General features: G+C 69.5%; 26 protein-coding genes and 2 tRNA genes. 6 read left to right on the forward strand and 22 right to left on the reverse strand.

The genetic code is table 11. From position 1 onward, the window contains the following. The first annotated feature begins 191 nt into the window (after window positions 1-191). The 3 genes from ABD151_RS13045 to ABD151_RS13055 all read left to right on the forward strand — a co-directional run bounded on the left by ABD151_RS13045 (window position 192) and on the right by ABD151_RS13055 (window position 2,277). A complete protein-coding gene (locus ABD151_RS13045; RefSeq protein ID WP_343995025.1) occupies window positions 192-719 on the forward strand; it encodes a hypothetical protein in 528 nt (175 codons plus the stop codon). Between the two features lie 58 nt (window positions 720-777). Continuing rightward, window positions 778-2,163 (forward strand): serine/threonine-protein kinase, encoded by a 1,386-nt coding sequence (locus ABD151_RS13050; protein WP_343995027.1) that lies wholly within the window; start codon window positions 778-780, stop codon window positions 2,161-2,163. A 40-nt stretch (window positions 2,164-2,203) separates the two neighbouring features. Further along, window positions 2,204-2,277: transfer RNA gene (locus ABD151_RS13055), tRNA-Ile, on the forward strand. A 1-nt stretch (window position 2,278) separates the two neighbouring features. Here ABD151_RS13055 and ABD151_RS13060 read toward each other — a convergent pair. Further along, complete coding sequence (locus tag ABD151_RS13060) at window positions 2,279-2,737, reverse strand: pyridoxamine 5'-phosphate oxidase family protein (protein WP_343995029.1); 459 nt, start codon at window positions 2,735-2,737, stop codon at window positions 2,279-2,281. An 18-nt stretch (window positions 2,738-2,755) separates the two neighbouring features. Continuing rightward, window positions 2,756-3,499, reverse strand: coding sequence for a PIG-L deacetylase family protein (locus ABD151_RS13065; protein WP_343995031.1), 744 nt, complete (start codon window positions 3,497-3,499; stop codon window positions 2,756-2,758). Window positions 3,500-3,783: 284 nt separating this feature from the next. On the opposite strand from ABD151_RS13065, the gene ABD151_RS13070 reads away from it, so the two are divergent. After that, the gene (locus ABD151_RS13070; RefSeq protein WP_343995033.1) at window positions 3,784-4,440 is read left to right on the forward strand and encodes a hypothetical protein; all 657 of its coding nucleotides are present in this window, start codon (window positions 3,784-3,786) and stop codon (window positions 4,438-4,440) included. A gap of 6 nt (window positions 4,441-4,446) precedes the next feature. On the opposite strand, the gene ABD151_RS13075 is transcribed toward ABD151_RS13070, so the two are convergent. Continuing rightward, window positions 4,447-5,271, reverse strand: a complete 825-nt coding sequence (locus ABD151_RS13075; RefSeq protein WP_343995035.1) for a class I SAM-dependent methyltransferase — start codon at window positions 5,269-5,271, stop codon at window positions 4,447-4,449. Window positions 5,272-5,419: 148 nt separating this feature from the next. Between ABD151_RS13075 and ABD151_RS13080 the strand changes: the two genes are divergently transcribed. Next, complete coding sequence (locus ABD151_RS13080) at window positions 5,420-7,717, forward strand: ATP-binding protein (protein WP_343995037.1); 2,298 nt, start codon at window positions 5,420-5,422, stop codon at window positions 7,715-7,717. Here ABD151_RS13080 and ABD151_RS13085 read toward each other — a convergent pair. From ABD151_RS13085 to ABD151_RS13155, 15 genes are all read right to left on the reverse strand, one after another. Beyond that, window positions 7,711-8,889, reverse strand: coding sequence for a hypothetical protein (locus tag ABD151_RS13085; RefSeq protein ID WP_343995039.1), 1,179 nt, complete (start codon window positions 8,887-8,889; stop codon window positions 7,711-7,713). The genes ABD151_RS13080 and ABD151_RS13085 overlap by 7 nt on opposite strands. After that, the gene (locus ABD151_RS13090; protein ID WP_343995041.1) at window positions 8,889-9,419 is read right to left on the reverse strand and encodes a hypothetical protein; all 531 of its coding nucleotides are present in this window, start codon (window positions 9,417-9,419) and stop codon (window positions 8,889-8,891) included. Before ABD151_RS13090 ends, ABD151_RS13085 begins: the two co-directional genes overlap by 1 nt. A 113-nt stretch (window positions 9,420-9,532) precedes the next feature. Beyond that, entirely contained in the window at window positions 9,533-10,291 is a 759-nt protein-coding gene (locus ABD151_RS13095) for a class I SAM-dependent methyltransferase (RefSeq protein ID WP_343995043.1), read from the reverse strand. Between the two features lie 67 nt (window positions 10,292-10,358). Further along, the gene (locus ABD151_RS13100) at window positions 10,359-11,096 is read right to left on the reverse strand and encodes a hypothetical protein (protein WP_343995045.1); all 738 of its coding nucleotides are present in this window, start codon (window positions 11,094-11,096) and stop codon (window positions 10,359-10,361) included. 120 nt (window positions 11,097-11,216) lie between these two features. Next, window positions 11,217-12,551 carry a HipA domain-containing protein gene (locus ABD151_RS13105; RefSeq protein ID WP_343995047.1) on the reverse strand — a complete coding sequence of 445 codons (1,335 nt, stop codon included), beginning with the start codon at window positions 12,549-12,551 and terminating at the stop codon, window positions 11,217-11,219. Continuing rightward, on the reverse strand, window positions 12,548-12,787 hold the full coding sequence (locus tag ABD151_RS13110; protein ID WP_343995049.1) for a helix-turn-helix domain-containing protein: 240 nt from the start codon (window positions 12,785-12,787) through the stop codon (window positions 12,548-12,550). The genes ABD151_RS13105 and ABD151_RS13110 overlap by 4 nt, the downstream gene beginning before the upstream one ends. Before the next feature lie 296 nt (window positions 12,788-13,083). Then, the gene (locus ABD151_RS13115; protein ID WP_343995051.1) at window positions 13,084-13,683 is read right to left on the reverse strand and encodes a DUF4352 domain-containing protein; all 600 of its coding nucleotides are present in this window, start codon (window positions 13,681-13,683) and stop codon (window positions 13,084-13,086) included. 396 nt (window positions 13,684-14,079) lie between these two features. Beyond that, entirely contained in the window at window positions 14,080-15,837 is a 1,758-nt protein-coding gene (locus tag ABD151_RS13120) for a DNA/RNA helicase domain-containing protein (protein ID WP_343995053.1), read from the reverse strand. Beyond that, window positions 15,824-16,144 (reverse strand): nucleotide pyrophosphohydrolase, encoded by a 321-nt coding sequence (locus ABD151_RS13125; protein ID WP_343995055.1) that lies wholly within the window; start codon window positions 16,142-16,144, stop codon window positions 15,824-15,826. The genes ABD151_RS13120 and ABD151_RS13125 overlap by 14 nt, the downstream gene beginning before the upstream one ends. A 173-nt stretch (window positions 16,145-16,317) precedes the next feature. Further along, window positions 16,318-16,390 (reverse strand) — tRNA-Asn (locus ABD151_RS13130). An 87-nt stretch (window positions 16,391-16,477) separates the two neighbouring features. After that, window positions 16,478-16,999, reverse strand: coding sequence for a hypothetical protein (locus tag ABD151_RS13135; protein ID WP_343995057.1), 522 nt, complete (start codon window positions 16,997-16,999; stop codon window positions 16,478-16,480). A 6-nt stretch (window positions 17,000-17,005) separates the two neighbouring features. Then, window positions 17,006-17,269 carry a type II toxin-antitoxin system TacA family antitoxin gene (locus ABD151_RS13140; protein WP_343995059.1) on the reverse strand — a complete coding sequence of 88 codons (264 nt, stop codon included), beginning with the start codon at window positions 17,267-17,269 and terminating at the stop codon, window positions 17,006-17,008. Window positions 17,270-17,358: 89 nt separating this feature from the next. Further along, window positions 17,359-17,871, reverse strand: a complete 513-nt coding sequence (locus tag ABD151_RS13145; protein ID WP_343995061.1) for a hypothetical protein — start codon at window positions 17,869-17,871, stop codon at window positions 17,359-17,361. After that, window positions 17,871-19,775, reverse strand: a complete 1,905-nt coding sequence (gene dnaG / locus ABD151_RS13150; protein WP_343995063.1) for a DNA primase — start codon at window positions 19,773-19,775, stop codon at window positions 17,871-17,873. Before dnaG ends, ABD151_RS13145 begins: the two co-directional genes overlap by 1 nt. A 10-nt stretch (window positions 19,776-19,785) precedes the next feature. After that, window positions 19,786-21,030, reverse strand: a complete 1,245-nt coding sequence (locus ABD151_RS13155) for a deoxyguanosinetriphosphate triphosphohydrolase (RefSeq protein ID WP_343995065.1) — start codon at window positions 21,028-21,030, stop codon at window positions 19,786-19,788. An 83-nt stretch (window positions 21,031-21,113) separates the two neighbouring features. Here ABD151_RS13155 and ABD151_RS13160 point away from each other — a divergent pair, with 83 nt between their 5' ends. Beyond that, entirely contained in the window at window positions 21,114-22,331 is a 1,218-nt protein-coding gene (locus tag ABD151_RS13160) for an acyltransferase family protein (RefSeq protein WP_343995067.1), read from the forward strand. A 66-nt stretch (window positions 22,332-22,397) separates the two neighbouring features. Here the strand turns inward: ABD151_RS13160 and ABD151_RS13165 are convergent, their stop codons facing one another. The 4 genes from ABD151_RS13165 to ABD151_RS13180 all read right to left on the reverse strand — a co-directional run bounded on the left by ABD151_RS13165 (window position 22,398) and on the right by ABD151_RS13180 (window position 26,704). Next, window positions 22,398-23,261 carry a VldE C-terminal domain-containing protein gene (locus ABD151_RS13165; RefSeq protein WP_343995069.1) on the reverse strand — a complete coding sequence of 288 codons (864 nt, stop codon included), beginning with the start codon at window positions 23,259-23,261 and terminating at the stop codon, window positions 22,398-22,400. A gap of 123 nt (window positions 23,262-23,384) precedes the next feature. Continuing rightward, window positions 23,385-24,515: a tRNA dihydrouridine synthase DusB gene (gene dusB, locus ABD151_RS13170; protein WP_343995071.1), complete on the reverse strand. Its 1,131-nt coding sequence runs from the start codon at window positions 24,513-24,515 to the stop codon at window positions 23,385-23,387. A 55-nt stretch (window positions 24,516-24,570) separates the two neighbouring features. Beyond that, window positions 24,571-25,257, reverse strand: coding sequence for a hypothetical protein (locus ABD151_RS13175; protein WP_343995073.1), 687 nt, complete (start codon window positions 25,255-25,257; stop codon window positions 24,571-24,573). A 34-nt stretch (window positions 25,258-25,291) separates the two neighbouring features. Beyond that, window positions 25,292-26,704: a glycine--tRNA ligase gene (locus ABD151_RS13180; RefSeq protein ID WP_343995074.1), complete on the reverse strand. Its 1,413-nt coding sequence runs from the start codon at window positions 26,702-26,704 to the stop codon at window positions 25,292-25,294. Window positions 26,705-26,816: the final 112 nt, after the last annotated feature.

Consider the following 26,816-nt stretch of genomic DNA (forward strand, 5'->3'; position numbering starts at 1 on the left):
GTCGCCGAGGCGACCTCGCCGGCTGCCGCGCCGCCGACGCCGTCGGCGACCAGCACCAGGTAGGGACCGACGAATCCGGCGTCCTCGTTGTGGTCGCGCACGAGTCCGACGTCGGTGATCCCGGCTCCGGTGAATCGCAGCATTCTGCAAACGTACCGTTCGCGAGCCCGCCGAGCACTACCCTGACCGCCATGACTGACCCCGGGTCGAGCCCCGACTCCCTGCAGGTGCGCCGCCGTCGCTGGACGCGCTGGCTGTGGATCCCGGTCCTGCTCGTCGCCCTCGCCGCAGCCGCCTGGTGGCGCACGCACCCGAGCGACCTGCCCACCAGCGACCGCGCGGTCACCGGCGAGATCAAGGTCGGCCAGACCCTCTATCTGGGCGTCCCCGCGGCCGCGGACCCGTCGCGCACGATCAGCATCGACGACGTCGACCTGAAGGTGACCAGCTCCCCCAGCCAGGACGTCGAGGTCTCCCTGTGGGTATGCTCCGGCGGGTCGATCGGCCAGACCACCACCCCGGAGCGCTTCTGCGAGGGGTGGCACCGGGCACCGGGCCGCGACGTCGAGCTCGGCGGCGGCGACGCCCTGGTCCTCGGCGTCCGCGGCACCCAGGCAGGCACCGTCACCGTCGAGCGGATCACGGTGGAGTTCGGCGACGGACTGCAGCGCGGCAGCAGCCGGATCGGCGCCCCGATCACGGTCCAGATCCTCGGCTGAGCCCGTCCTCGGCTGTCAGGTTTCCCCACCCCCGGCCTACCATCGCCTAGGAGGTGGCATGGATTCTCGGGTTGCAGGACGCTACACGCTGGTGCGGGAGATCGGCCGCGGCGGCATGGGTGCGGTCTGGCTCGCGCGCGACGAGATGCTGGGCCGCGACGTCGCGATCAAGCGGGTCGCCGTGCAGGCGGACGGCGACGCCGTCGCCCGGGTGACCCGCGAGGCGCGCCTCGCGGCGATGCTCAACCACCCGCATGTGGTCACCGTCTTCGACCTGGTCGCCGAGAGCGAGCAGCGATGGCTGGTGATGGAGTACGTCGAGTCGCGCAACCTGTCCGCACTGATCCGCGAGCAGGGTCCGCTGACGCCGGACACCGCCGCACCGCTGCTCTCCCAGGCTGCCTCCGCGCTCGCGGCGGCCCACCAGGCCGGCGTGGTGCACCGCGACGTGAAGCCGGGCAACATGCTGGTGACGCCGACTGGGCTGCTCAAGCTCGGCGACTTCGGGATCGCTCGGACCGGCACCGACGTCGGCCTCACCCAGACCGGGATGGTCACCGGCTCCCCCGGCTATCTGGCCCCCGAGGTGGCCGCGGGCCAGTCCGCGACCCTGTCCAGCGACGTCTGGTCGTTCGGAGCGTCGGTGTTCCACGCCGTCACCGGACATCCGCCCTACGACACCTCCGAGAACCTGATGGGTGCGCTCTACCGCCTGGTGCACGAGGAGCCTCCGCGCACCGAGGCGGCGGGCTGGCTCGCGCCGCTGTTGCTGGCCACCATGGAGCGCGACCCCGCGCGCCGGTGGTCGGCCGACCAGGTGGCGGCCTGGCTCCACGACCCGCAGGCCCGGGAGCGCCTCAACCGTCGGCTCCCGGCGGCGCCGGCACGGCCCACCGCCGCGCCGGTCGCACCGAGCGCGCCGGTCATCGCCACCGAGCCCACCGACGTGCTCCCGACCGCGCCCACCCGCCGTCGCCGCTCCCCGGTGCTGCTCGCGGTCGGGGTGGCGGCCCTGATCGCCCTGATCGCCGCCGGCTGGGTGCTCGGCACCCAGACCAGCGACGACGACGCCGGCTCGACAGACGACGCGCCACCCACCAGCCAGACCTCGACCGAGCCGACCACCAGCGCCGGCCCGGATGCCGAGGGAATGCGGCAGTTCGTGGCCAGCTACCTCGACCAGGTGACGGCCGACCCCGCCACCGCCTACCAGCAGATGCTGACCCCTGCCTTCCAGGAGAAGAGCGGCAATTGGGGCCGTTATCAGGGCTGGTGGAACCAGGTGGAGGGCGCCGAGCTGATCTCCGTGGACGCCGATCCGCTGGAGATGACGGTCCAGTACCGGGTCCGCTACTCGATGACCAACGGCAAGACCCGCACCGAGGACATCAGCCTCGACCTCGCCTACGACAACGGCATCTACCGGATCGCAGGCGAGGGCTGAGCAGCCGCGCGGCGCCGGGCTCTGTATCCTGTGGCGTCGCGGGCCAGTAGCTCAGTCGGTTAGAGCAAACGACTCATAATCGTTCGGTCGTGGGTTCAAGCCCCACCTGGCCTACTCACGCCTCGGCGCGCCCCGGCTGCTGGTGGAACCAGGGCCGGTTCAGGCCGAACCGGCGTCCGCTGATCTCGCTCGGAACGAGCTCCACCACGTTGTACTTGGCCAGGCCCACCCAGGAGCGCAGCGGGACGCTGTCGGCGCGATGCGCCTCGTCCTCCTCCAGCAGCCGGGCACTGCCGCGCACGATGACGCTGCGCACCTCGGCCTCGGAGAACTCGTCGATCTCGAAGGCGACGTCGGCGTTCATCACGATTCCGAGAAGCTTGGAGCCGGGAGCCGTGCGGAACAGCAGGCTCTCGCCGTCGACGGCGTAGTTCAGCGGGGTGATGTGCACCTCCTCGCCGAGATGGAAGGCGAGGCGGCCGAACTCCTGCTCGCGCAGGAACTGCCAGCACTCCTCGGACGTCAGGACGGACTCGGTGCCGGCAAGGTCCGGCTGCTCTCCAGTGCTCCCCATGACCCCACGGTAGCGGCCCTACTCGCCCCAGCCCATCGGGAAGACCTCGAAGGCGGCCGCGAACTTCACCCCGAGCCGCGCCCCCGATGCCCGGGCGCCACCCTCCAGGAACTCCTCGGCGTCCCAGTCGGCCCAGCCGAGCCCGTCGATGTAGGCGCGGTGCGCCTCCAGCGAGGCCACCCCGGCTGCGAAGGTGTCGGTGGTGTCGACGGCGTGCTCGGACTCCGGCGAGCCGAACGCCCACACCTCGCGAACGCCGCCCCACGGCTCGAGCTCCGCGCTGAGCTGCTCGGGGAAGATCCACCGGTTCCCGGCGTCGCGGACGGCGTCGACCACGGCGCGGCCGACGGCGATGTGGTCGGCCTGGTTGAGGTTGCGCCCACCCCAGGTCTCGCGGAAGTTGCCGGTGATCACGATCTCCGGCCGGTGCCGGCGGACCACCTCGGCGAGCACCCGGCGCAGCTCCACGCCGTACTCCAGGACGCCGTCGGCAAGCCCGAGGAAGTCGATCTCGCTGACGCCGACCACGCGGCAGGACTCGCGCTGCTCGGCCTCGCGCACCTCGCGGCACTCCGGCGGCGTCATCCCATCGATGCCCGCCTCGCCGCTGGTCACCAGGCAGTAGGCGACCTCCTTGCCCTGCCCCGTCCAGCGGGCCACCGCGGCGGCAGCGCCGAACTCCATGTCATCGGGGTGCGCCACGATGCACAACGCCCGCTGCCAGGTCTCGTCCAACGGCTGAAGAGGCTCCACGTCGCTCATGCCCCGAGCATGCCAGCAGGGACCTGATCACGACAGCCCCGATCACGACAGCCCCGGGTGCGGTGTCCGCCGAAGGTTTCGGTACGCCCCATGTAGTACCGAACTAGGGACGGCGGACACCGCGCGCCGGAGGATGGAGGGAGGGAGGTTCTCCGGCGCGTTTCCCTGCCCAGACAACGACCCCACCTATCCGGCGTTACGCCCGCGTCGGAGAAATCCTGTGCGGATCCTGTGAGCGCCCTCCCGCCCGCTGCGGCACCTGGCCGGGGTGGGACGATGAGGGCGTGAGTGGTGCATGTGGCAACGACGTGGTCGACCCGCTGGCGTTCGAGCTGGCCGCCTGGTTGGAGGGCCTCGGCCTCTCCGCCCATCTCGCTGACGCCGGGTTGCCCAGCTACCAGCGCGATGCCGACGGCACCCCGCGCTGGCGCGACCCCGCCACCGGCCGGCAGATGAGCACCGACCAGCTGCGCGCCCTCGATGCGATGCTGCGCGGACAGGGCGACGAGCCCGAGCACGGCGTTCCGCTCGGGCTGGTGCAGGTCGCCCGCCAGGCCCGGGTCCGCGCCGAGCTGACGGCGACGCCGTCGCACAGCTACGAGACCCTCGCCCAGGCCCGCGGCGAGTCGGTGAACGCGGCACGCTTCTTCGTGCACAAGGGAGCTGACAACCACCAGGTGCTGCTGGTGCGCGCGGATGAGCTGCTGCTGATCCCGGCCTTCCAGTTCGACGACGCAGGGTCCCCGCGTGCTGACCTGGCCGAGGTGCTCCCTCCCCTGCTCGCCGCCGGGATGGACCCCTGGCTGGTGTGGGGCTGGCTCACCCAGCCGGCGGCGCTGCTCGGTGGCGCCATCCCCGAGCAGGCGGCCGCCGATCCCGCCGAGGCCCCGATCGTGCAGCACGCGGCACGCCGCCTGGCGCAGACCGTCGCCCGGGACTGAGCAGCCTCAACGCACCGTCGCGGTCGTGAGCAGGTACTCCCACTCCATCGCGGCGTCGTCCGGCCGGAAGTACTCGCCGGCAAGGTCGAGCAGAGCCTGATCGAGGTCGCCCACGGCCGTCGGGTCGTCACTGATCCGCGTGTACACCGCGATGGTGGGCCCGTAGTGGGACTTGAAGAAGTCCAGGAACTGCAACGCCGTTGCGAACCTCTCCACCACGAGCACCCGATGCTCCGCGCTGAGGCCTTCGACCCGCTCGCCCAGGAGCCCGGCGACGTGCTCCGGATCGCCCCACAGCGGTCCCGGGCTCGCCCCTGGAGGCGGCGGCGGAGCATAGGGCTTCATCACCGCGAACATCCGGCCGATGAAGCCGGCCGGGGTCCAGTTGGTGAGGGCGATCCTCCCGCCCGGGCGCACTACCCGGGTCAGCTCGGCGGCGCTGCGCTCATGGAACGGCGCGAACATGATCCCGACGCTCGACAGGGCGACGTCGAAGCTGTCGTCGGCGTAGGGCAGGCGCTCCGCATCGGCTTGCTCCCAGCTCAGCTCGACGCCTGCCGCCTGGGCGTCGCGGCGCCCGACCTCGAACAGCTCCGGGGTCAGGTCGGTCGCCGTCACCACTCCCCCGGCCGCAGCCGCGGGGATCGCCGAGTTGCCGGATCCTGCGGCGATGTCGATGACGCGCTCGCCTTGCCGGATCTCGGCGGCGGCGACGGTGGCCCGGCCCAGCTCGGCGATCACCTCCCGCGCCACCGCCGGATAGTCCCCCAGCGCCCAGAGTCTGCGATGCGCGCTCTTGATCTGCTGGTCCTGCTCCGTGCTCACACTCATGACGTCCTCCTGTGCCGTTCACCGGCGCTCGGTGCGCCGTCCCCTTCATGCTGATCCGGATCGAGGGCAGGGGCATCCGTGCAGAGCACGGAGATCGCCCACAAACCCGGCGATGCCGCGACCCGCGGCTGCTGCCTACGATGACCGGATGCAGGGGCGTCCCGACCTGACCAGGCGCGAGCAGGCCACCTTGGCCGCCGTCGCCCGGCGGTTGAGCAATGTCGAGATCGCCGAGGAGTTCGGAGTCTCGGTGCGCACCGTGGAGTCGCACATCGCGGCGCTGCGCCGCAAGCTCCACGCCGGATCGCGCCGCGAGCTGATCGACGGTGCCCAGGGCCTGTTGGGACGCCCGGTTCCCGGCGCCCGCGACTCCTTCGTCGGCCGCGAGGAGGAGCTGAGCACCGCCAGCGCCTACCTGCAGACGCATCGCTGGGTGACGATCACCGGCCCCGCCGGCGTCGGGAAGACGCGACTGGCTCTGGAGATCGCGCGCCACACGCCGAGTGTGGTGGTCGAGGCGGAGTTCACCGAGACCGGCTCGTTCCTGCAGGCGTTGGCCTCCGCCCTCGACATCGAGGCCGGGCAGCCATCGGCGTTGTTGGCCGCGTGCTCCTTGGCGTTGGCCAACGCCCACCTGCTGCTGGTGGTCGACAACGCGGACCGGGTCGTGGATGAGGCGGCGGAGACGCTGCGCCGCCTCCTTGCCAGGGTCCCTTCGTTGCAGGTGCTGGTCACCTCGCGGGTCCCCCTGCACGCATCCGGAGAAGTCGTCGTCGAGCTCTCGCCGCTGGCCCTCACCCTGGAGGGCCCGGCGGTCCGGCTCTTCCGCGACCGTGCGAGCGCGGCCGCGCGCTCGACCGATCTCGACGACGTCGCCCTGCTCGCGCGGATCTGCGAGCGCCTGGAGGGCATGCCGTTGGCGATCGAGCTCGCCGCCGCACGCACCCGTCATCTCGGCGTCGCCGAGCTGGATCGCCTGCTGCAGAAGGGCTTCGGCACCCTCAGCGGCGCACGCTGGTCACCGCGCCGTCACGCCGCCTTGGACTCCGCGTTCGCCTGGTCCTGGGAGGTGCTCGACGAGGGGCTGCAGGACGTTCTGCGTCACCTGGCGGCGTTGCCCCGCACCTTCGACCTCGATCTGGCGGCCGCCGCCGTCGGGCACCGGGTGGACGCCGAGGTGGCCGAGCTCAGCGACCACTCGATGATCGTCCGCCTCGGCGACGCCTGGCCGGCGTCCCGCTTCCGGCTGCTGGCTCCGCTGCGCGAGTTCGTCCTCGGGCAGACCGGGCCCGAGATCCAGGATGCGGTCCTCGAACGGCATGCCCGGCACTACCGGCAGATCGCGGTGGCTCTCGCTCCGGTGGCGCGCACCGACGACACGCCGAGCAGTCAGGCGCTGGCCCATCTGCTCTGCCCGGAGGTGGCTGCTGCCTTGCGCTGGGCGACGCGAAACGGGGACCCGAGCGCCCCCGACTTCGCAGCGGCGGTCGGCGTCGGAGTCGCGCAGTACGGGCCCGATCCCGAGATGGTGCAGGCGCTGTGCGAGGCGGCAACCGACGCGCGGCTGACGGCGGCCGCCTCACCGCGGGTGCTGTTGGCGATGGGCCACGCGCTGTCGATCACCCATCTCGACCTGGTCGCGGCCCTGACGGCGCTGGCCTCCGCGCAGGCCCAGCGGGACGGCGATCCGCAGGCAGCACTGGCCGCAGCGCAGCTGACCGGGATCCAACTGACCTACCGCGACCGGCCACAGGAGGCGGCGCACCACCTCAAGATCGCGCAACGGCACGCCCGCGCACTCGACGATCGGTGGGAGCTCGCCGTCGCCACCCAGTTCCGCGCGAGGGCGGCCAGGCGCGCCGGCCGGCCCTGGGGTGAGACCTTCGCACTGTTGGAGGAGGCCCGTCGCGCGTTCGCCGAGGCCGGCGACGGGATGCACGTGAACGACACCCGCTACATGATGGCCCTGGTCGCTGCCGAGGCCGGCCGGACCGAGACCGCGACCCGGTGGGCCGCGCAGTGCCTGCGCTACGCACAGGAACGTGAGAACGAGCTGGAGCTCGCCCACGCCCGGCTGGTGCGATGGATGGCTGCCCCGGACGCCGATCGCGCAGAGCTCGACGCGGCGATCCGGGGCTTCCGGGGCAGCGGCGACCTGCGCTGCCTGTCGCGCGCCCTGGTGCTGAGGGCAGCACGCGAGGCACCCGCCCCAGCCGAGCAGACACTGCGTGAGGCGCGGTCCGCGGGAGCCGAGAGCGGTGACGACCGATCCCTGCGGATCGCCGGCACCGCTCTGGTCCGCCTCCTCTTCGAGGCCGGGCGCAGCGACGCGGCAGAGGTCGAGCTGGGCGCCCTGACCAGCGCGTTGCGCAGCCCGCTTCCTGAGGCTCTCCTGCCGGACGGGCTCCGCGAGGTGTTGCCTCCAGCGTGGGGAGCGGCTCAGTAGCGGGCGTCGCCGCGCAGGCTCTCGGGTCGGACGTCGGGCAGATCCCAATCGTTGTTCTTCTTGTCCGCGCGCATCAGGTCGAGGACTCCGTTGCCGCTGAAGGCCGCCTCGTCCAGGTCGCCCGGATCGGGCACGCTGCCCGGGGCCGAGCCGGACTGCAGGCTGTTCAGCGCGGTGTCGTAGGCGCGGAGGTAGTCGTTGGTGAGGGTGCTGGTGAGGTCGGTGTAGATCGACTCTGCGAACTGCACCGGGGTGTGCTCGCGCTTCTTCGGCAACAGCTCCTTGCCGGAGACGTCCTCGATCGCGGTGATCAACCCCTTGACGTCGCTGCCGATCTCGGTGGCCTTGTCGATCTTGTCGGTCACCTCGCCGACGGCCGGGATGTGCGAGGCCAGCTTCAGCGTGGCCTCGGCGATCTTGCCCACGTCGCCCACCCAGACCGGGGTCTTCGGCGGGTCGTCGGGCTGCCGGCCCCAGGAGACCCACTGGTCCAGCTGTGCGTCGAGCGCGTCGCGCAGGTCCTCCAGGAAGAACTGGGCGCCGAACTGGGTGCCGCTGATCACCTTGGCCGCCGAGGCGAAGCCGATGTTGATCATGTCGGTGTAGAGGCCCGAGCGGGCCAGGGACTCGTTGTAGTTCAGGTAGAACTCGTTGAAGCTGGCCGCGGCGTCACCGGTCCAGCGGGCGTTGAGGTTGCCGAGGTTCGCCCAGTCGTCGTTGGGCGCATCGACCAGCGGAGTGGCGACGTCACGCTGCAGGCTGAGGATCGCATCGACCATGGTCGGCACGTCGGGAGCCAGGAACTGCTCGCAGATGCTGCGCGCATAGTCGGCGACCCCGGTGGCCCAGGCGACGCCGTCCTCGAAGGCCATGTCGGTGTGCTTCTGCACCATCCGCATGTACTCGTACTGGTCGAACTTGGTGCCCGGTGGGATGTACATGTCGCACCACCAGGGGTACGGCTGGACGGCGAATCGCCCGTCAGGACAAGGGAATCTGTAGTCCGGCTCGGTGCGCAGCACCATCAGCATGCCGCCCTCGACCGGGTGCTCGACGGCGTAGATCTGCAGCTCGCGCAGGTACTTCCACGCGTTCTCGTTGCCACGCAGGTAGCCCAGGCGCTCCTCGATGTCCTTGAGCAGGCGGTGGAAGTTCTCCCGGCTGAACGCCATCAGTAGTCACCCCGATGCTTCTCGATGTTGTGGCCCCACGCGCTGTTGTACTCGTTGGTCTCCCGCTGCTCGGCGTCCTCGGCCAGCGAGTCGGGATCAGGCGTGGACGGCGTGGTCACGGTGACGTCGCCCGGGTGCTCGGTGGTGGAGCCCGGGGCCTCCGGGTCCGTGATCTCGGGTGGGACGTCGGAGGGGCCGGGCTGCTGCTTGTCCCGCAGCCCGTCGTCCATCGCCGCGAAGTCGGCACGGGCGTCGTCGTCGACCTTCACGTAGTCGTCGGCGGTCCGCACCACCGCGAGCGCACAGTTGTTGAGCGAGTCGACGCCGCCACGCAGCACGTCGTAGAGGTCGCCGCCCACCCGCAGCATGGTGCGCAGGAAGCGTGGGTCGCCGGCCAGTGCCGCCTGCTGGTCCAAGGTCTGCAAGGCGTCGTAGAACGTGCTGCTGATCCCGGAGAGCCGGTCGGCGGCATGGGGGATGTCGGTCTTGCCCGCGCGGTACATCCGCTCGATGTCGGTCTCGAAGCCCATCGCTCCACCTCTGCCACTCGAGCGTCCCGATGACGCTCGCTGTCGAGCCTCTTCTGCCCGCGAGGCGCGCCGCCAAACCCGACGTGTGAGCCAGCGTGCGACCGACGGGGAGGTCAGACCCGCGCGACGGCGTACCAGGCGAACGCGGAGAGCTCGAACGGCCCGACCGGCAGCTGGGCGCGCAAGTAGCGCTCGACCTGCACCTGCTCGGCGACACTGAGCTGCACCAGCGCGTCACCGATCGGCCCCGGGGCCCGGCTGATCGGCTCCCACAGATCGGAGAAGTCGGCATAGTCCACCCGGACCTCGAGCTCCCCTGCATCCTCGACGCTCAGACCCGCCGCGGTCATCAGGCTCGGGATGTCGTCGCGGGCGGTGCCCACCATGGGTGGGTGCGGGTCGAGGTCCGGACGCACCGAGGCGATGCCCTGTTGGGCGAGCGCGAGCATCCGGTGCCGCGGCACGTCCCAGAAGCAGGCCCCCACCCGGCCACCGGGCTCGGTGACCCGGGCCATCTCGGCAACGCCGCGGGCCGGGTCCTGCATGAAGCCGATCACCAGACAGGACAGCGTGACCTGGAACGCGTCGTCGGGCCAGGGCAGATGCTCCGCCGTCCCCTCACGCACGTCGGCTGCCGGGACGGCGGCACGGCAGGCCGCCACGAAGGGCGGGCTGGGGTCGATCCCGGCCACCCGGCCGGTAACGCCCACGCGGTCGGCGATCACCTCGGTCAGGCCACCCGGTCCGCACCCGACGTCGAGCACCCGCATGCCGGCACCGACCTCGGCAGCGTCGACCAGCTGGGGAGCCAATCGCTCGGTGTAGCGCCCCATGAACCTGTCATAGCGATCACGCGAGACCTCGAACGTCACCTCCTCATCGTGAGCCCCGGCAACTGACGGCGCGCCCCCAGAAACGCAGAAAACAAGGCGAAAGTCCCTAGACCAGGAGCTGCACCTCGTCGAGCAGTCGGCTCCCGACGACCACGAAGAGCACGGCGAGCGCGGCCCGGCCCGCCCACGCCAGGACCGACGCCGCCGGGATCCTGCCGCCGTTGCGGCGTCTGACGGCCTCGCTCGCGAGCCACCCCGCTGCGAGCGGAGCCAACAGCGGCGCCAACGGCCCGAAGGCCAGCAGCGGCAGCGCGGCGAGCCAGAGCGGGCCTCGCCAGAACGCGGAGCCCGGGGCCAGCCAGCGCTCGGCCAGGAGCGTGAGCAGCGCGGTGTAGACGCCCGGGATCAGCAGGAAGAGCGCGATCGCGAGCCAGACCGGTTCGAGCAGGGTGAAGTCGACGCCGTCCACGTGCACCAGCTGCTCGCCGACCACCACCGCCGGGCCGAGGGAGATCGCGAGCACCTGGAACCAGCGCGGCCCGATCAGCAGGGGCCGCAGGACGAGGTAGATCGCAGCGCCCAGTACCCCCAGCGCTCCGGCGACCAGCAGCAGGTTCAGGCTGCCGGCGAGCGTGAAGCGACCCATCACGAAGCCGTCGTCGCTGACCACGCCACTCGCGTCCGGGTTCAGCCGGGCGAGCAGCAGCATCGCCAACCGGCCGCCGACGCCACCGACCAGCACCCCGAGCAAGGCTCCGGCAGCGGTGACCGCAGCCAACCGCCTGATCGCCGCTGCCGCCGCCTGCGGCCAGCTCAGCACGCCGACGTCCGCCAACACCGCCATCGCCCACCACCAGAGTCAGGCCCAGCTGGCCCCGATGCCGTCGAGCTTGGTCGTTGGGGGAATTGTGATCCCCTGGGGGCGATTTGGCCACCGTCCGGGTGCCCGATCCGCCGGGGCGGTTCAGCTGCGTCGGCGGGGCTTCGGGGTAGCCGGGGCACCCGGGCCCGTCGGGGCGGCGACGGAGTTGGGGGCGTGGTTGCGGGTGGCCTCGGCGGCAAGGTTGATGCGGTCGCGGACGGTGTCGAGGACGTGCACGGAGACACCGGGGTGGTGGTCGAGGTTGGTGCTTGCCAACGCCACGTTGAGGTCTCGAGCGAGGTCAGCAACGAGGCGGCGTGCTCGGCGGACGGTCCAGCCGTCCCACGACGCGATCTCGGCGATGACGTGCTCGACGGTGGTGTCGTCAGCCCGATAGACGCCGTTGTAGTCGAGCGCGAACTCACGGCTGCCCGAATGATGCAGACGCATGGACACGTCATAGGCCGGAGCGATGTCGACAACGTCGTCGACCGTGCGCGTCAGGGAGAGGTTCTTGGCGTGCATGTCGGTGTTCCCGACGATCCACGAGAACGCTGCAAGGCGAGCCAGTCCGATCGTGGATGCACCTGCGTCACCCAGGACAGCGGCGATCAGGGCGAGGGTAGGGCGTGTGCGACCCCACTGGAACTTCGCATTCACGTCCTGGGCGGGTACGCCGAGGGCTTGGGCGAAGTCTTCCTGGTGCAACCGCTCGATGCGTCCGCCGACGTCGCGGCGGTCGTAGCGACTCACCGCGATCGCTCGTACGTCGCCGAAGTCAAGAATCTCAGCGTGGACGCTCGAAAGACCCACGGCGCGCGCCAACTCCAGACACAGGACCTCTGTGTCGATCACGTCGTCGCCATCTCGCGCGAGGCCGGCCCGCTTGAGAATCCACGTCGACGGGGCGCCCCCCTTGGGCAGTAGCCACGAGCCGTCCGCTGCCCGGTGCAGCGCAATCTTGGGGACCATCCCGGGCAGGGCCGACGAGCCTGGGGCGATGCCGGTGTTGTCAGCGCGAGAGTGTTCGTCCGCGTGACGAATCCGCATCGCGACCTCGTCAATTGTGATCGGCTCGTAGCTGCCCGCCGCGGTTGGGTCGCCCGCCTCGTCAACAACGATGACTGCGGCCCCCGGAGTGTCTGCCCCGTAGCGCTCGAGGAGCCCGTAGGTGTCGTCCGGGTCGCTGACACCAGCCGCGATCGCGTAGTTCTTCCGCGCATTGCCCTCGGGCAGCAGTCCATCCAGGTAGACCTTCGCCACGACCGGGGAGACGGAGTCCCCCACTCGCATCAGGGTCGACAGTACGCGCAGCCCCTTGAAAGCCTCCACGCCCCGATCGGTCCACGTGAACTTGATCGGCGCATTGGTACGCCGAAGATCGCGCTCGATGCGGGCCAGTGGAACTCCATGCAGCCACAGGATGAGCGCGCTCATCGGCCGTCCACAATCTCGAGGTGAACGTCGAGTTCGCGCAGCACTTGAAAGATGCGACGCACGGCGACGGTGTTGAGCCCCTGTTCCAGGTCGCGCAGGTAGCGCTCATCGATGCCGGTCGCGTCTGCCAGCTGACGCTGCGTGAGTCCGTGTTCGAAGCGCAGGTCCGTGATGCGTTCACCGAGGATCTTCGCCGAACGCACGTGCCGCGGTGGTTGCGGCGATCGCGGTTCCATCAGGTAGCCCCTATCGGTTGAATTCCACCGGCTGTACCTACCGGTGCATATTAACCGGTCCGACCTATCGGCGTAAATCACCCGGTAGTCCTGTGTTCGTTCCACGCATCTGATCGGGTGTTCGATCAGTTCCTAACACCGAACGGTCGCGCACGGAGTCGAGCATCGGAGCTCGGGCTTGGTTCCGTTACGCGTTCACCGGATGGGCATCGATGAACTGATCGAGGTGACCTCGGCCCTCGATCATTCGATGCTCCGAGGCGCTTGACGCGTGAGGCGCTATGAAAGGCACCTCACTACTTCACTTCCCACTCAGCGACGGTGTCGTATCCCCCACCGTAGGAAACGTACGAGATCACCGTCCGCTTCGGCGCTGACATGAGGATCGACCCGCTGACGCAGCGCCCTGGGCGCGCGACTGCTTCTGACGGGAATTCGGGAGCGGTGGGCCACCCATTCCAGGACATGTTCGCGACCGTGTACTCGCCACCGTTCGCGTCGTAGGCGTAGAAGTCATAAGAGCTCACGTCGAGCGTGTCAGGGCTGTCCTGCGCCAGGCACACCTTCGCCTTCAGCAGCGCACCTTGAGCTGCTTCCTCGTCACTCAGGAACGACGGAATTGGAGCCTGGGCCGGTTGGGCGACGGACTCAACGTTGATGGTCACGGGCCCATAGACGAAGTCCTGTCCGACCTTCAGCTGCGCAACTTCACCAATGGAGGATTCCTCTGAGCTGTCCTCCTCGCTCAATTCTTCCGCTGCGGGCTCAGAGGGCTCGGCGGGCGCCGTCCCAGAGGCTACTGGGCTGGCAGGCTTAGCGGTGGGCTCCTCATCGGAGCCGCACGCGGTCAGGGACGCGGCAACAGCGAGAGCAACAACTGCGGGGGTGATACGCATGCCGAGAAACCTATCCGCCTCAGGGACAACGCCCAGCCGGGGGCCGCTGGGCGGAACGGTGTCAGCCAAACATCGTCCGTAGCGTCGCAGATGATGTTCTCAGGGAACCTGCATTCTCCCTGTCGAACGACATTCCGAATCACCGCTCTTCGCCAACAACCCGGAGTATCCCCGTTGCTGATGCCGCATCGAGAGGTCTGCGCAGAGACCGATAGGGCACTCCTCTGCGCCTCCAAGGGCAGATAGCCGGACTGATGACTAACAGTCAGCGCCGATCGCCCCAGTCGAGCAGGGCGCACGACGGGATGCGGACCAGTTCACAGGCTCTGAGCGGGCTGCAGCTCGCAATGGGGCATTGCCTGCTGCGCCTCGTCCCGAACAGGAACCTCACCTCGGTCACGACAGCGTATTGACGAAGTGTGGCCGCAAGTACTCCCGTAGGGCGGGGTCGCACACGTAGACGTAGGTGCCGAGCATGCCGCGGGTGAGCAGGACCGCGTAGATGTTGCGCACGAAGACTGCAATGTCATCGTCGGTGTAGGTGATGCCTCGCTGACGGTTGCTCGTCATGCCACGCGGGTCCTTGTAGGCATTGCGGTCGAAGACGACCCGTCCGGCGGCGGGGTCGAAGTACAGGTCCGGGCCGATCACGACGCCGGCCACGTTCAGGTCGTAGCCCTGAATGGTGTGGATCGATCCCACCTGCTCAAGCGAGCCTGGCGAGTGCACCCAGTCGGTGGGGGCCTGATTCCACTGAAGGCGCTGCCCGTCCAGCTCGATGTCGATGGCGGACTTGTCGTTCTTGCTGGCCCATGACCAGCAGTAGCCGGCCAGCAAGCGGGCGAGGCCGTGCTCGGCGTCTCGTTCGCGGATGGCGTCGTGCATGGCCCCGAGGTCATCGAAGAACCGAAGGTCGTAGCCCGGGAACTGCTGCGGTTCGATCGGCTCGCCGGCGAGCACTTGTCGAATGTAGCCCACGTAGTCCTGGCCCGCGGCGACGCGCATCTGCGAACTCAGGCGGTACAGGCGGCGGTCGACACGTGCACCCTCCACGACCGCGTTGAGCGTTTCGGGTGCGACGTCGGCCGGACGCACCGCCTGTGCCCCGTCCACCAGGTAGAGCTGGTGAGTGCTGATCTTGTTGATCCAATCGAACTGCGTGTACTCGGCGTCGTCATGGCCGAACAAGTGCACATTGTTGTCGCGGAACATGCCGTTGAGCGGGCCGGCAGCCTGGGGGGCACGTTGGTTGAGTCGATGCGCCTCGTCGACGACGAGCAGGTCGAACGGGCCGTGCTTCCTGGCATAGGTCACCGCCTCGAAGGGACTGAGGACCACTTTGGGGTCGAGTCCGGGGGTCTTGCGAAACACCTGGCGCACCGAGGCGCGCAGAGACTGCTGCGGGATCACCAGACCCACCCGAAAGTCGGTGAGCAGTTCAGCATGGCCAGGCACGAAGAACTCGGCCAACGGGGAGTGCTCTTCATGGGCCAACGTGTTGTCCGAAGCCCGGATGTCGGCCAGCACCTTGAGCAAGTAGATCGCCACAACGGTCTTCCCGGTGCCTGGCTCGCCTTGAATGACCATCCGGGCGGGTCGCTCGGCCTCGATGTCGTCGAAGATCTGGTCGAGGATCGCCTCCACGATGGCGGATTGGTCGGCATTGAGCGCCTTGAACGGCGACAGCTTGAACAGGTCACTGTTCTGGATCTCGGCGATCGACTTGCTGAAGAGCCCCTCAGCGCGGAGCTGCTCGAAGATGTCCTCGAACGTCTCCCGGTAGCGCGCGCGATCGAAGTAGTCCGCATCGACGACGCCGGCGTTCCTGTTCAGCGGAGTGAAGCGCCCGTCCCCCGCGAACCACTTGATGAGCATCGATTCCAGATCGAGGCAGACCGACTTGTTGAAGTCCTCACCGATCACGATGCGCGCAGTGCCCAGGTGGCGGCGGCCGGCCGTCTCGAGGTGCTGCCCCAGGCGGTTCCCGACATTGAGCGATTCCCCGACGTAGATCTCCCGTGAATCCGCCAGGGTGTAGACGACGGGCCAGTCCACGTGCTTGGGGTCGACGCCGCGCTTGAGCACTGCAACCGTCGACGGCGTGAACGGCACCTTCTCGATGCGGAACGGGTCGCGGGTCTCAGAGCTGGTCATGCCGCACGCTCCGGCCGCGGGCCAACTCCACCGGGTACTTCTCGCCCGTCACCTGCAGCTTGTCGAGCACGATCTGCAGAGGATCGACCTCAAGCTTGGCAGCCAGCAAGAGGCAGTAGGTCAGCACGTCGGCCAACTCCCCCGTCACCTCGGCCACCGGGGCGTCATCGCTCCACTGGAAGAGCTCCATCAGTTCGCCTGCCTCGATGGCGATGCTCTTGGCCAGGGTGTGGGGTGTGTGGAACTGCTCCCACTCCCGCTCAGCCATGAAGGCGCTCAGCTGAGCGGTGACGTCGTCGGTGTTCACGATCCGCATCGTACTTTCGGGCCGATGTCTGCGGCACCGACTCCTGGGAACCGGAGTGATCAGCGAGGTCGCGCAGGGGCCGAAACCAGCCTGAACGATGCATAGACGATGCAACGGACAAACAGAACGGCCTGTGATCTGCGTTTCCGCAGGCCACAGGCCGTTCCTCATTGCTCCCCCGGTTGGACTCGAACCAACAACCCTCCGGTTAACAGCCGAATGCTCTGCCAGTTGAGCTACAGGGGATCGCTTGGCAGCGGGTTGAACCTTAGCAAGAACGGGGACCGAGGTGAAATCGAGGGTCCAGCCCGGTGAGTGCTCGCTCCCTGCGGCTCACGCGTCGTAGCACTGCAACTGCTGCTCAATGGTGGACACCTTGAGGTACAGGCGCGGCGGCGAGGCGGTGGGCAGGAAGCCGTGTCCCTCGTACCAGGGCACGAGGGCGGGATCGCCCGGATCCACCACCAGCAGCCGCGCGCCCACCAACCTGCTCGCTCCGGCCACCTGACGGAACGCTCCCACCAACAACTGAGTGCCCCACATGCCGACACGATCGCCGCGATAGTCGTGGTGCAGCGCCAGCTTCGTGAGCAGGTAGCCCGGGATCGGCGTCAACCCGCCGGCCCGGGCCCGGTTCGGCATCTCCTCGCGAGCGATCGCCGTTGCGCAGAGTGCGAAGTACCCGACCACCCGGGCCTCCCCCACGCCGCCGTCACGCACCAGGACGGTGACGGCCGACGTCCCGGCACGCACCGCGCTTGCGGCCGACTCGTGCAGCCAGCGGTCGTAGCGCGGGTCGCCGCAGGTGAACCCACCCACCTCATGTTCGGGCTTCAACGCCTCGAAGCGGTGCACCGGAGGTCAGGAGATCTTCGGCAGGCGCGCAAGCTTCGCAGCAAGCTCCGGGGCCTCGTCAGGGGTGCCCAACGAGTCGATCAGTGCGTCATAGACCTCCGGCGCCAGCCAGGTGATGTCGGCACGGGCGACCACACGCTCCGCCTCCGCGCGCGCCGCACGGGTCACGAACGCGGACTTGCTCATCCGGGAGAGCTCAGCGGCGCGCGCGATGAGCCCATCGGTCTCTGGGTCGAGTCGGGCCTCGAAGCGCTTCGTCAGGGCAGTCACGGCTATCGCCACCTCCACTCCCGACTGTACGGGACTTGTACGGACCACGGAAGACGCACGCGAGTCCCCCATCGGCCACGGCCGGGACGCTAGAGGTCGCCGACCTCGTCACGGGCCCGCGCGAGCGCGGCCTCGGCGGCGGCGAGCACGGCGGGGTCGGTGACGTCGACGCCCTCTTCGAACTCGTAGAGCCAGGTGACGGCCCGTTCCCCACCCGCCGCGCGGCGGGCGATCACGAAGACTCCCCGCGCCCCATGGATCGGCACGTGCCGCTGCACCAGGACGGTGCTGGCGATCCGCTCCCGCAGGAAGGCCAGGAACCGCGCCTCGTACTCCAGACCGAAGCGGTGCACCGGCCGCTCGCCACCGAACTCCCCCACCTCGCTGACGGCGAGCACGCCGTCGTCCGGGCTCCAGGAGGCGCGCTGCACCCGCTCCCAGCCGATCCGGCGCACGTCGCCCCGGACCCAGGACAGGTAGAGCGCCTCGGCCGTACCGGCCAGCACCGCGCCGTCGGCCGCCACGGCACCCGCCAGCACCCGCTCGCCGTCGGCCACCGCCAACGCACGCACCGGATCGGGCAGGGCCGAGCGCCAGCGCATCAGTGCGCCCCCAGGACCTGCTGGCGCAACACCCGGCGGCGCTTCTCCAGCTCGACCAGCTCCACGTTGATCCGGGTGAACTCCTCGGCCTGCTCGAGCGGGTTCGTCCGGTGCAGCCGCGAGGTCAGGTCGGCGATCCGCCGGGTGACGGTGAGCTCCAGCAGCCGGTGCACGTGGATCTGCACGTAGGCCAGATCCACCTCCTTGACCGAGCGGATCGGCTCCACACTCAGCGCCGTCAGCACCGACACCGCAGTCGGGTCGCTGAGACTGTCGCGCAGCTGCGCCACCCACCCGGGGTGCGCGGCCGCCGGCCCCCCGGAGGCGGCGATGGTCTGCCACATCAGCCGATAGACCGGATGGGTGAAGTCCTCCGGCGCCACCGAGCGCATCGCATGCCCCACCACGTTCGGGTGGTGCAACACCAGCTTGAGGGTCTCCCGCTCGACCGCGATCCGTTTGTCGCGCGGGTCCGGCATCGGCAGCCGCGGCGGCGCAGCAGGGGTCTCGGGAGCGGCCGGCGCTGCCGCCGTCGCGGTGGCGCGCTGCGGATGGCTCTGCGGACGACGTGGGTTGGCGACCGCTCGACGCACCTCGGCTCGCGCCTGCTCGACGTCGACGCCCACGCTCAGCGCGAGCTCACGGGTGAAGCCTTCCACCTTGGACTTGTCGCGCACGCTGCTGACCAGCTGCGCGGCCTCACGCAGTGCGTCGACGCGCGAGTCGGCGCGGTCGAGGTCGAAGCGGCTCAGCACGTTGCTGAGCACGAACCGGTACAGCGGCGTGCGTCCGGCCACCAGCTCCACCACCGCCTCGTCGCCCTTGGCCAGGCGCAGCTCGCAGGGGTCCATCCCCGATGGCTCGACCGCGACGTAGGTCTGCGAGGCGAAGTTCTGGTCCCCCGCGAACGCCTTGAGCGCCGCCTTCTGCCCGGCGGCGTCGCCGTCGAAGGTGAAGATCACCTCGCTGCGCACATCGGCCTGACCCTCCACGAACCGCCGCAGCAGTCGGGCGTGGTCGTCTCCGAACGCGGTGCCGCAGGTGGCCACCGCGGTGCCGACGCCGGCCAGGTGGCACGCCATCACGTCGGTGTAGCCCTCCACGATCACCGCCTGGCCGGTGGTGCGGATGGCGGTGCGCGCCAGATCCAGGCCGTAGAGCACGTGCGACTTCTTGTAGAGGGAGGTCTCCGGGGTGTTGAGGTACTTGGCCTCGATCTTGTCGTCGTCGAAGAGCCGCCGCGCCCCGAAGCCGATGGTCTGGCCCGACGACTCCCGAATCGGCCACATCAGCCGGCCACGGAAGCGGTCGTAGAGGCCGCGGTTCCCCTGACCGACGATGCCGCTGGCCACCAGCTCGGCGTCGCTGAGGCCCTTCTGGCGCAGGAACTTCGTGACGGCGTCGCCGTTGCGCGGGGAGAAGCCGACACCGAAGCGCGCCGCCGCCTCGCGGTCGAAGCCCCGCTCGGCGAGGAACTTGCGTGCCACCAACGCCTCGGGCGACCCGAGCGCGTCGATGAAGAACTCCTCGGTCAGCTTGTGCGCCTCGACCAGCCGGCTGCGCTGCGGCCCCTTGGGGCGGCGCGGCTCGTCGTTCCCGTCCTCGCGGCGCAGCTGGACGCCGTACTTCTCGGCCAGCCGCTCGACGGCCTCGGTGAAGCCGATCCCGTCGATCTTCATCAGGAAGCTGAAGACGTCGCCGCCCTCGCCACAGCCGAAGCAGTGGAAGAACTGCCGCGCCGGCGTCACGTTGAACGACGGCGACTTCTCGTCATGGAAGGGACAGAGCCCCTTGAGCGACCCACCGCCGGCGTTGCGCAGCGCGACGTAGTCGCCGATGACGTCGTCGATCCGGGTCTTGTTGCGGACCTCCGCAATGTCCTCGTCCCTGATCCGCCCGGCCACGCCGGTGAGTCTACGTGCCAGCCCCGACCATCCGTGCGTGCCATCGGATAGCCGATGCGTCGGTGAGCGAGGCGACCTGGTCGATCACCACGCGCAGCCGCGCCTCGTCGTCACCGGCCGCCGCGTGGTCCTCGGCGAACTGCCGATCCAGCAGCTCAGGGCGGGCTGCCAGCACGCCCACCAACTCGGCCAGCAGCTCACGCTGGCGCCCCATGATCGCGACCCGCTCGTCGGACTGCATCACCCAGTGCGCCGCGACCCCCTTGAGCACGGAGATCTCGACCAGGGTGGCCCGCGGCACGACCAGGTCGGCATCGAAGCGCACGAACGGCTGCTGGCCGAACTCCGCCACCATCGCGCTCTGCACGCTGCCGCAGAAGCGGCCGATCAGGTCGCTGGTCAGATTCTTCAGCGCCGCCAGCGAGCGCCTGGTCCCGTCGTAGCTGTGCTCGGGCCAGCTGCGCTGCTCCTGCATCCCCGCCAGCGCGGCGTCGAGCTCGTCGTCCGCGGCCTGCGGCAGGTACCAGGAGCGGACGGTCTCCCAGACCTGCCGACGGCGTCCGGCGTCGTCGAGCCAAGTCAGGTCGACACTGCCGGCCACCACCGCATCCTCGACGTCGTGCACCGAGTAGGCGACGTCGTCGGCGAGGTCCATCACCTGCGCCTCGACGCACTTGCGCCCCTGCGGCGCGCCGTCACGCAGCCACCCGAAGACCGGGTCGTCGTCGGCATAGACGCCGAACTTGCCACCCTGGGCGGGACGCGCCCACGGGTACTTGGTGCAGGCGTCCAGCGTGGCGCGCGTCAGGTTGAGCCCGACCGAGGCACCGGCGCCGTCGAAGGTCTTGGCCTCCAGCCGGGTCAGGATCCGCAGCGTCTGCGCATTGCCCTCGAAGCCGCCACAGGTGGCAGCGAGCTCGTCGAGCACCGCCTCTCCGTTGTGGCCGAACGGCGGGTGACCGAGATCGTGGGCCAGCGCCGCGGTCTCGGTGATGTCCGGGTGGCAGCCCAGGGCGCGGGCCAGGTCGCGGGCGATCTGGGCGACCTCCAGGCTGTGCGTGAGCCGGTTGCGCACGAAGTCGTCGCTCTGCGGGCCGACCACCTGGGTCTTGGCGGCCAGCCGGCGCGATGCGGCCGCGTGGACCACCCGCGCCCTGTCCCGCTCGAAGGGTGCGCGGGTAGGCGCGTCGACCCGCTTCGGCGGCTCGGGCACCAGCCGTTCGCAGTCGTGCGGACCGTAGAGCTCGTCGTTCATCGCCTCGACCCTACTCACGCCGTCCGGCAGTCACGGCGTGGACATCCCGCCGTTCCATACAGAAGTAATTTAGTCTTCTTAATATGAATCAGGTCCCCGGCCCTCGCCTGCGCTATGACGCCCTGACCGGCGTGCGGCTCTTCGCCGCGCTCTGGGTCGTGGCCTACCACATCAAGCGCGCCAACCAGCGCTGGTTGGAGGCGAACCACCCCGACCTCGTCCGGCTCCTCGATCCGGTCCTCGGCCAAGCACACCGCGCGCTCGACCTCTTCTTCGTGCTCTCCGGATTCGTGCTCGCCCTCAACTACCTGGACCGGATGGGCGGCCGGTTCGACCTGCGCGAGGCCGGGCGGTACCTGTGGCTGAGGGTCGCCAGGATCTGGCCCACCTACCTGGCGATCACCCTCTTCGCCGGCTTCGCGATCTGGTTCCGGCACTGGCGCTGGCACTCGGCATCGGTCGACGAGCTGACCCTGGGCTCCTTCGTGCAGCAGCTCTTCCTGGTGCAGATGTGGGACCAGCCCACCGGCAAGGACAGCAGCTGGGCCGGGCCGGCCTGGTCACTGTCGGCCGAGTGGCTCGCCTACCTGCTCTTCCCGCTGCTCGCCGTGCTCGTGCTGCACGTCAGCCGACGGCTCCGCACCCCGGGCCTGGTGACCGCGGCCCTGGTCAGCCTCACCCCCCTGATGCTCGGGCTGCTCGCCCACCACCGCTTCACCTACGAGTGGGGCTGGGCACCACGCGTGCTCTCCCTCTTCGTCGCGGGGATGTTCACCGCTGCAGCCCTGCGCACGGTCGAGGTCGACGACGCCCACCGGCGCGCCGCCGGCCGTGCCGCGCCGCTGATCCTGCTCGCGGTCGCCGGGTGGATCGCGCTCACCGAGACGGTCCTCCCCGGCTGGTGGGCAGGGTTCCTGGTGATCGCCTGGCTGCCGTTCGTCTACTGCCTCACCGTCGGACGCGGCCCGCTGATCGACCTGCTCTCGCGCCGCTGGATCGTGCTCGGCGGCGGCGCCTCGTTCGCGCTCTACCTGCTGCACGGACCGGTCCTGAAGCTGCTGCGCGACCTGACCACGCACACCGCCCTGCTGCACGTCGACCGCGACCTGAGGATCTGGGTCGAGCTGGCCGCCATCCCGGCCCTGGTGCTCGCCTCGATGGCGATCTACCACTGGTTCGAGGAGCCCGCGCGGCGGCTGATCGCACGCCCCCTGGCGAAGCGGCGCCAGCAGGCGCCGCCCGATCGCCAGGTCGCCTCGCCGGCACCATCAGCGCACGACCGGCAGATCACCTCCGCCTGATTGCCTGCCGGCTTCGCTGCCGCGGCCCCGCCGCGGGTTCAGCTGATCTGATCGCCCGCGAGGCGATCAGTACGTCGTGACGTGCACATGGTCGTAGTGGTTCGCGGTGACCGAGCCGCGGTCGGACATGCCGCGCCAGCCCTCGCCGTCGCGCTGCACCGACCAGATCTTCTGCTGGTAGATCTGATAGCTGACCCCGAGCGCCACCCGGTTGGCCCGGATGTACTCGGCGATCTGCCAGCCGAGGTCGCCGGTGACCATGATGTCGATGGCCAGGCCCTGGCCGTGCTCGCCGTCGTTGCGCAGGGTGCCGTAGGTGGTCACCTGCGGGAACCGGGCACAGACCGCGTTGAAGACCTTCACCACGTTCGGGCTGACCGGCTGAGCGATGCTGGCGCCGTTGGAGCAGACGCCGTCGACGCCCTCCAGGGGCTCGTCCTCGCTGAGGTACTCGGCGTTGACCCATCGGGCCTCGCCCTTCCAGACCACCTCGGCGCGGCCGTTGGCCTCGCGCCCGGTGACCAGGACCTCCTCGCCCTCGGCGAGCTCGCCGAGGTTCGCGGCATTGCCTGCCGACGACGACCAGAGGTTGAGGCTCTCGGTCGTCCAGAGCTTCTTCTTCGCGCTCTCGATCGCGTCGCGGGTTCCGGCGCGGCCCACCTTGCGGGCGAACGTCGCACTGGTCGACAGCTGATCGGCGCGCACCGTGCTGCGGGAGACCTGCTCGGGGCGGGTCGGCGTGCCGGTCGCGGCTCGGGCCACCGAGCCGGGCGCGTCCGCGCTCACCTGCTGGGCCACCTCGGGGTTCGCCGCCAGGACGCCGACCCCCACCGTGGCGAGGGTCGCCAGTGAGGCGACGGGAGCCGCGATCTTGGTGACCGACGGCATCTTGCGGGCATTGGCGTCCCGCTTGTGGCGTCCTTGTGCCACAGCGCTGATCCTTTGCTCTTGCTTACAGGGCAAGTGCCCGCCCCCACGGACACGGCTTCGAGTGAAACACATGTCCGGTGAAAAATCCCCATCCCGTTCCCGGGATAGTTGAAAAATGCCCGATCAGCCGCCGGAGGACGAGTCGACGTCCTCGGCCACCGCGCACCCGGCTCCATCGGCGTCGTCGAGCCACCCCTCCGGGAGCACGACATGCTTGCGGGGCGCGCCCTGTCGGCCTCGCGGCGTGCCCAGCTCGCCGACCGGGAACGGCTCGCTCGGGTCCAGATCCTCAAGCAGCCGGTCGAGCGTGGCGAGGCTGTCGACCAGCGCCAGACTGTGACGAAGAGCACCCCCGGCACGGAAGCCCTTGAGGTACCAGGTGACGTGCTTGCGGAACTCCTTGCTGCCCTTCTCCTCGCCCATGTACTGGCACAGCAGCTCGGCGTGGCGGCGCATCATCACGCGCACCTCGCCGAGGTCGGGCAGGGTCGCGATCTCGTCGAGTCCACCGGTGAACGCAGCTGCCAGGTCGCGGAAGAGCCACGGACGCCCGAGGCAGCCGCGCCCGACGACGACGCCGGCCGCGCCGGTCTCCTCGACCATCCGCAGCGCGTCCCGCGCCTCCCAGATGTCGCCGTTGCCGAGCACCGGGATGTCGACGGCCTGGACCAGCTCGCCGATCGCCTCCCAGTCGGCGATGCCGGAGTAGGCCTGCTGCACGGTCCGCCCGTGCAGCGCGATCGCCGCGATGCCGGTGTCCGCAGCGATCCTGCCCGCGTCGAGGTAGGTGAGGTGGTCCTCGTCGATGCCCTTGCGGGTCTTCATCGTCACCGGGACGCCGTAGGGCTCGGCGGCCTTCACCGCGGCGGTCAGGATCTCGCCCAGCAGCCCGCGCTTCCAGGGCAGCGCGCCGCCGCCACCCTTGCGGGTGACCTTCGGGACCGGGCAGCCGAAGTTGAGGTCGATGTGGTGCACCCCGTAGTCGGCGCACAGGATCTCGGCGGCCTTGCCGACGTAGACCGGGTCGGTTCCGTACAGCTGCACGCTGCGCACCGTCTCCAGCTCATCGAAGGCGAGCATCGACTTGGTGGTGGCGTCACCCTCGACCAGTCCGCGCGAGGTGATCATCTCGCAGACATAGAGACCCGCGCCCTGCTCCAGGCAGAGTCGCCGGAAGGCGGCATTGGTGATGCCCGCCATCGGTGCGAGCACCACCGGGACGTCGACGGTCAGGGAGCCGAGTTGCAGAGCCACCCCGCCATTGTCCGCAGGCGGGGTTGGCTCAGACAAATCACCTGCCGCCGCCGGCTCAGTCGCCGGTCGACTCCTCGGCGCCCTTCTTCTTGGCGCCCTTGCCCTTCTTCTTGTCCTTCTTGGCGGGCTGCTCGATCTCGCCGGTCCAGGTGATCGACTGCGGTGAGTCGCTGGTCTGCAGCGCGACGGCGCGCAGGCTGGTGCCCTCTCCGGCCAGGAAGACCAGGCACAGATCCGCGCTGGCGTTGGGCTGGAACTCGTCCGGCAGCACCCGGTTGCCGCAGGGCTTGAACTTCCCGGTGATGTTGGCCGGCGGGTGCAGCACGTCGGAGCCGTTGTCCAAGAACAGCGGCAGCTCGACCCGGGCGAGGTCGCTGTCGCCGATGTTGGTGACCTTCACCGACACGTAGTACGGCGTGGACTTGCGCATCGCCGCGTCCAGCTTGAAGCCGGCGAACTCGGCCATGGTGACCTGCCGGACGCCGGTCACGGTCACCTCGGCGACGCCGTCGATCTTGCGCCGCGGCTTCCAGGTGAAGCGGGCCGGCTCGCCGAAGCCCAGCTCAGCGCCCCACACGGTCATCCCGGAGGCGTCGCCGCTCGGGGTGGCGGCCGTCGACGGCGCCTGGCTGGTCTCCTTGTCGGACTTCGCCTTGTCGTCCTCGTCGTCTCCCCCGCAGGCCGCGAGGGAGAACGACAGGGCGAGCGCGAGCACAGCGGGCGCGAGACGACCAAGTTTCATGGCGTCATTGTGCACGCTGCACACGCGGCGCGGGTCAGGCTTCGAGAAGCCGCTCGGCGAAGTAGCGCGAGATGCCGTCCAGGCTGATCCGCTCCTGGGCCATCGTGTCGCGCTCACGCACGGTCACGGCGTTGTCCTCGAGGGTGTCGAAGTCGACCGTCACGCAGTACGGCGTGCCGATCTCGTCCTGACGGCGGTAGCGACGGCCGATCGCGCCGGAGTCGTCGAACTCGACGTTCCAGTTGCGGCGCAGCTCGGCGGAGAGCGCCTTCGCCTTCGGCGACAGGTCGGCGTTGCGGCTCAGCGGCAGCACCGCCACCTTGACCGGCGCGAGGCGCGGGTCGAGGCGCAGCACGGTCCGCTTGTCCACGCCGCCCTTGGTGTTGGGGGCCTCATCCTCGCCGTAGGCGTCCACCAGGAACGCCATCAGGCTGCGCGAGAGACCGGCTGCCGGCTCGATCACGTACGGCGTGTAGCGCTCGTTGGCGGCCTGGTCGAAGTACGACAGGTCGGCGCCCGAGTGCTCGGCGTGCGTGGAGAGGTCGTAGTCGGTGCGGTTCGCGATGCCCTCGAGCTCGCCCCACTCCGAGCCCGCGAAGCGGAAGCGGTACTCGATGTCGATGGTGCCCTTGGAGTAGTGCGAGAGCTTCTCCAGCGGGTGCTCGTACAGACGCAGGTTCTCCGGGTTCACGCCGAGGTCGGTGTACCAGCGCATGCGCTCGTCGATCCAGTACTTGTGCCACTCCTCGTCCTCACCCGGCTTGACGAAGAACTCCATCTCCATCTGCTCGAACTCGCGGGTGCGGAAGATGAAGTTGCCCGGGGTGATCTCGTTGCGGAAGCTCTTGCCGATCTGGGCGATGCCGAACGGCGGCTTGCGGCGCGCGGAGGTCACCACGTTGGCGAAGTTGAGGAAGATGCCCTGCGCGGTCTCCGGGCGCAGGTAGTGCAGGCCGGACTCGTCCTCGGTGACGCCGAGGTGGGTCTTGAGCATGCCGGAGAACTGCTTGGGCTCGGTCCACGAGCCACGGGTGCCGCAGTTGGCGCAGGCGATCTCGCTCAGCGGCACGTCGTCGGGGTCGTTCCACTCCGGGTGCTTGGCGCCGTTCTTCTCGAAGAACGCCTCCTGGAGGTGGTCGGCGCGGAACCGCTTGTGGCACGACTGGCACTCGGTGAGCGGGTCGTTGAAGGTGGCCACGTGGCCGCTGGCGACCCAGGTCTCCTTGGGCAGGATGATCGAGGAGTCGAGGCCGACGACGTCCTCGCGGCCCTGCACCATCGCCTTCCACCACTGGCGCTTGATGTTCTCCTTGAGCTCCACGCCGAGCGGTCCGTAGTCCCAGGCGGAGCGGGTGCCTCCGTAGATCTCACCGCACGGGAAGACGAATCCGCGTCGCTTGGCGAGCGAGACGACGTTGTCGACGATGGATGCGGGGGCTTTGGCCACGGTTACTGTGCTCCTGGAATTCGGGTCCGTCAGCTGGCTGCCGACAGTCGGGCCAGCCTACCGAGATCCGCCGCGCGCGGGGCCAGCGGATCTCGGGTGCGGCTGATCGCGC

The organism is Nocardioides dubius (genome assembly GCF_039528155.1).
GTDB lineage: Bacteria > Actinomycetota > Actinomycetes > Propionibacteriales > Nocardioidaceae > Nocardioides > Nocardioides dubius.

Coding starts and splice junctions, on each gene's coding strand:
- ABD151_RS13045 (WP_343995025.1), top strand. CDS start 192: ATGACTGACCCCGGGTCGAGCCCCGACTCCCTGCAGGTGCGCCGCCGT.
- ABD151_RS13050 (WP_343995027.1), top strand. CDS start 778: ATGGATTCTCGGGTTGCAGGACGCTACACGCTGGTGCGGGAGATCGGC.
- ABD151_RS13060 (WP_343995029.1), bottom strand. CDS start 2,737: ATGGGGAGCACTGGAGAGCAGCCGGACCTTGCCGGCACCGAGTCCGTC.
- ABD151_RS13065 (WP_343995031.1), bottom strand. CDS start 3,499: ATGAGCGACGTGGAGCCTCTTCAGCCGTTGGACGAGACCTGGCAGCGG.
- ABD151_RS13075 (WP_343995035.1), bottom strand. CDS start 5,271: ATGAGTGTGAGCACGGAGCAGGACCAGCAGATCAAGAGCGCGCATCGC.
- ABD151_RS13080 (WP_343995037.1), top strand. CDS start 5,420: ATGCAGGGGCGTCCCGACCTGACCAGGCGCGAGCAGGCCACCTTGGCC.
- ABD151_RS13085 (WP_343995039.1), bottom strand. CDS start 8,889: ATGGCGTTCAGCCGGGAGAACTTCCACCGCCTGCTCAAGGACATCGAG.
- ABD151_RS13090 (WP_343995041.1), bottom strand. CDS start 9,419: ATGGGCTTCGAGACCGACATCGAGCGGATGTACCGCGCGGGCAAGACC.
- ABD151_RS13100 (WP_343995045.1), bottom strand. CDS start 11,096: ATGGCGGTGTTGGCGGACGTCGGCGTGCTGAGCTGGCCGCAGGCGGCG.
- ABD151_RS13105 (WP_343995047.1), bottom strand. CDS start 12,551: ATGAGCGCGCTCATCCTGTGGCTGCATGGAGTTCCACTGGCCCGCATC.
- ABD151_RS13110 (WP_343995049.1), bottom strand. CDS start 12,787: ATGGAACCGCGATCGCCGCAACCACCGCGGCACGTGCGTTCGGCGAAG.
- ABD151_RS13115 (WP_343995051.1), bottom strand. CDS start 13,683: ATGCGTATCACCCCCGCAGTTGTTGCTCTCGCTGTTGCCGCGTCCCTG.
- ABD151_RS13120 (WP_343995053.1), bottom strand. CDS start 15,837: ATGACCAGCTCTGAGACCCGCGACCCGTTCCGCATCGAGAAGGTGCCG.
- ABD151_RS13145 (WP_343995061.1), bottom strand. CDS start 17,871: ATGCGCTGGCGCTCGGCCCTGCCCGATCCGGTGCGTGCGTTGGCGGTG.
- ABD151_RS13155 (WP_343995065.1), bottom strand. CDS start 21,030: ATGAACGACGAGCTCTACGGTCCGCACGACTGCGAACGGCTGGTGCCC.
- ABD151_RS13160 (WP_343995067.1), top strand. CDS start 21,114: ATGAATCAGGTCCCCGGCCCTCGCCTGCGCTATGACGCCCTGACCGGC.
- ABD151_RS13175 (WP_343995073.1), bottom strand. CDS start 25,257: ATGAAACTTGGTCGTCTCGCGCCCGCTGTGCTCGCGCTCGCCCTGTCG.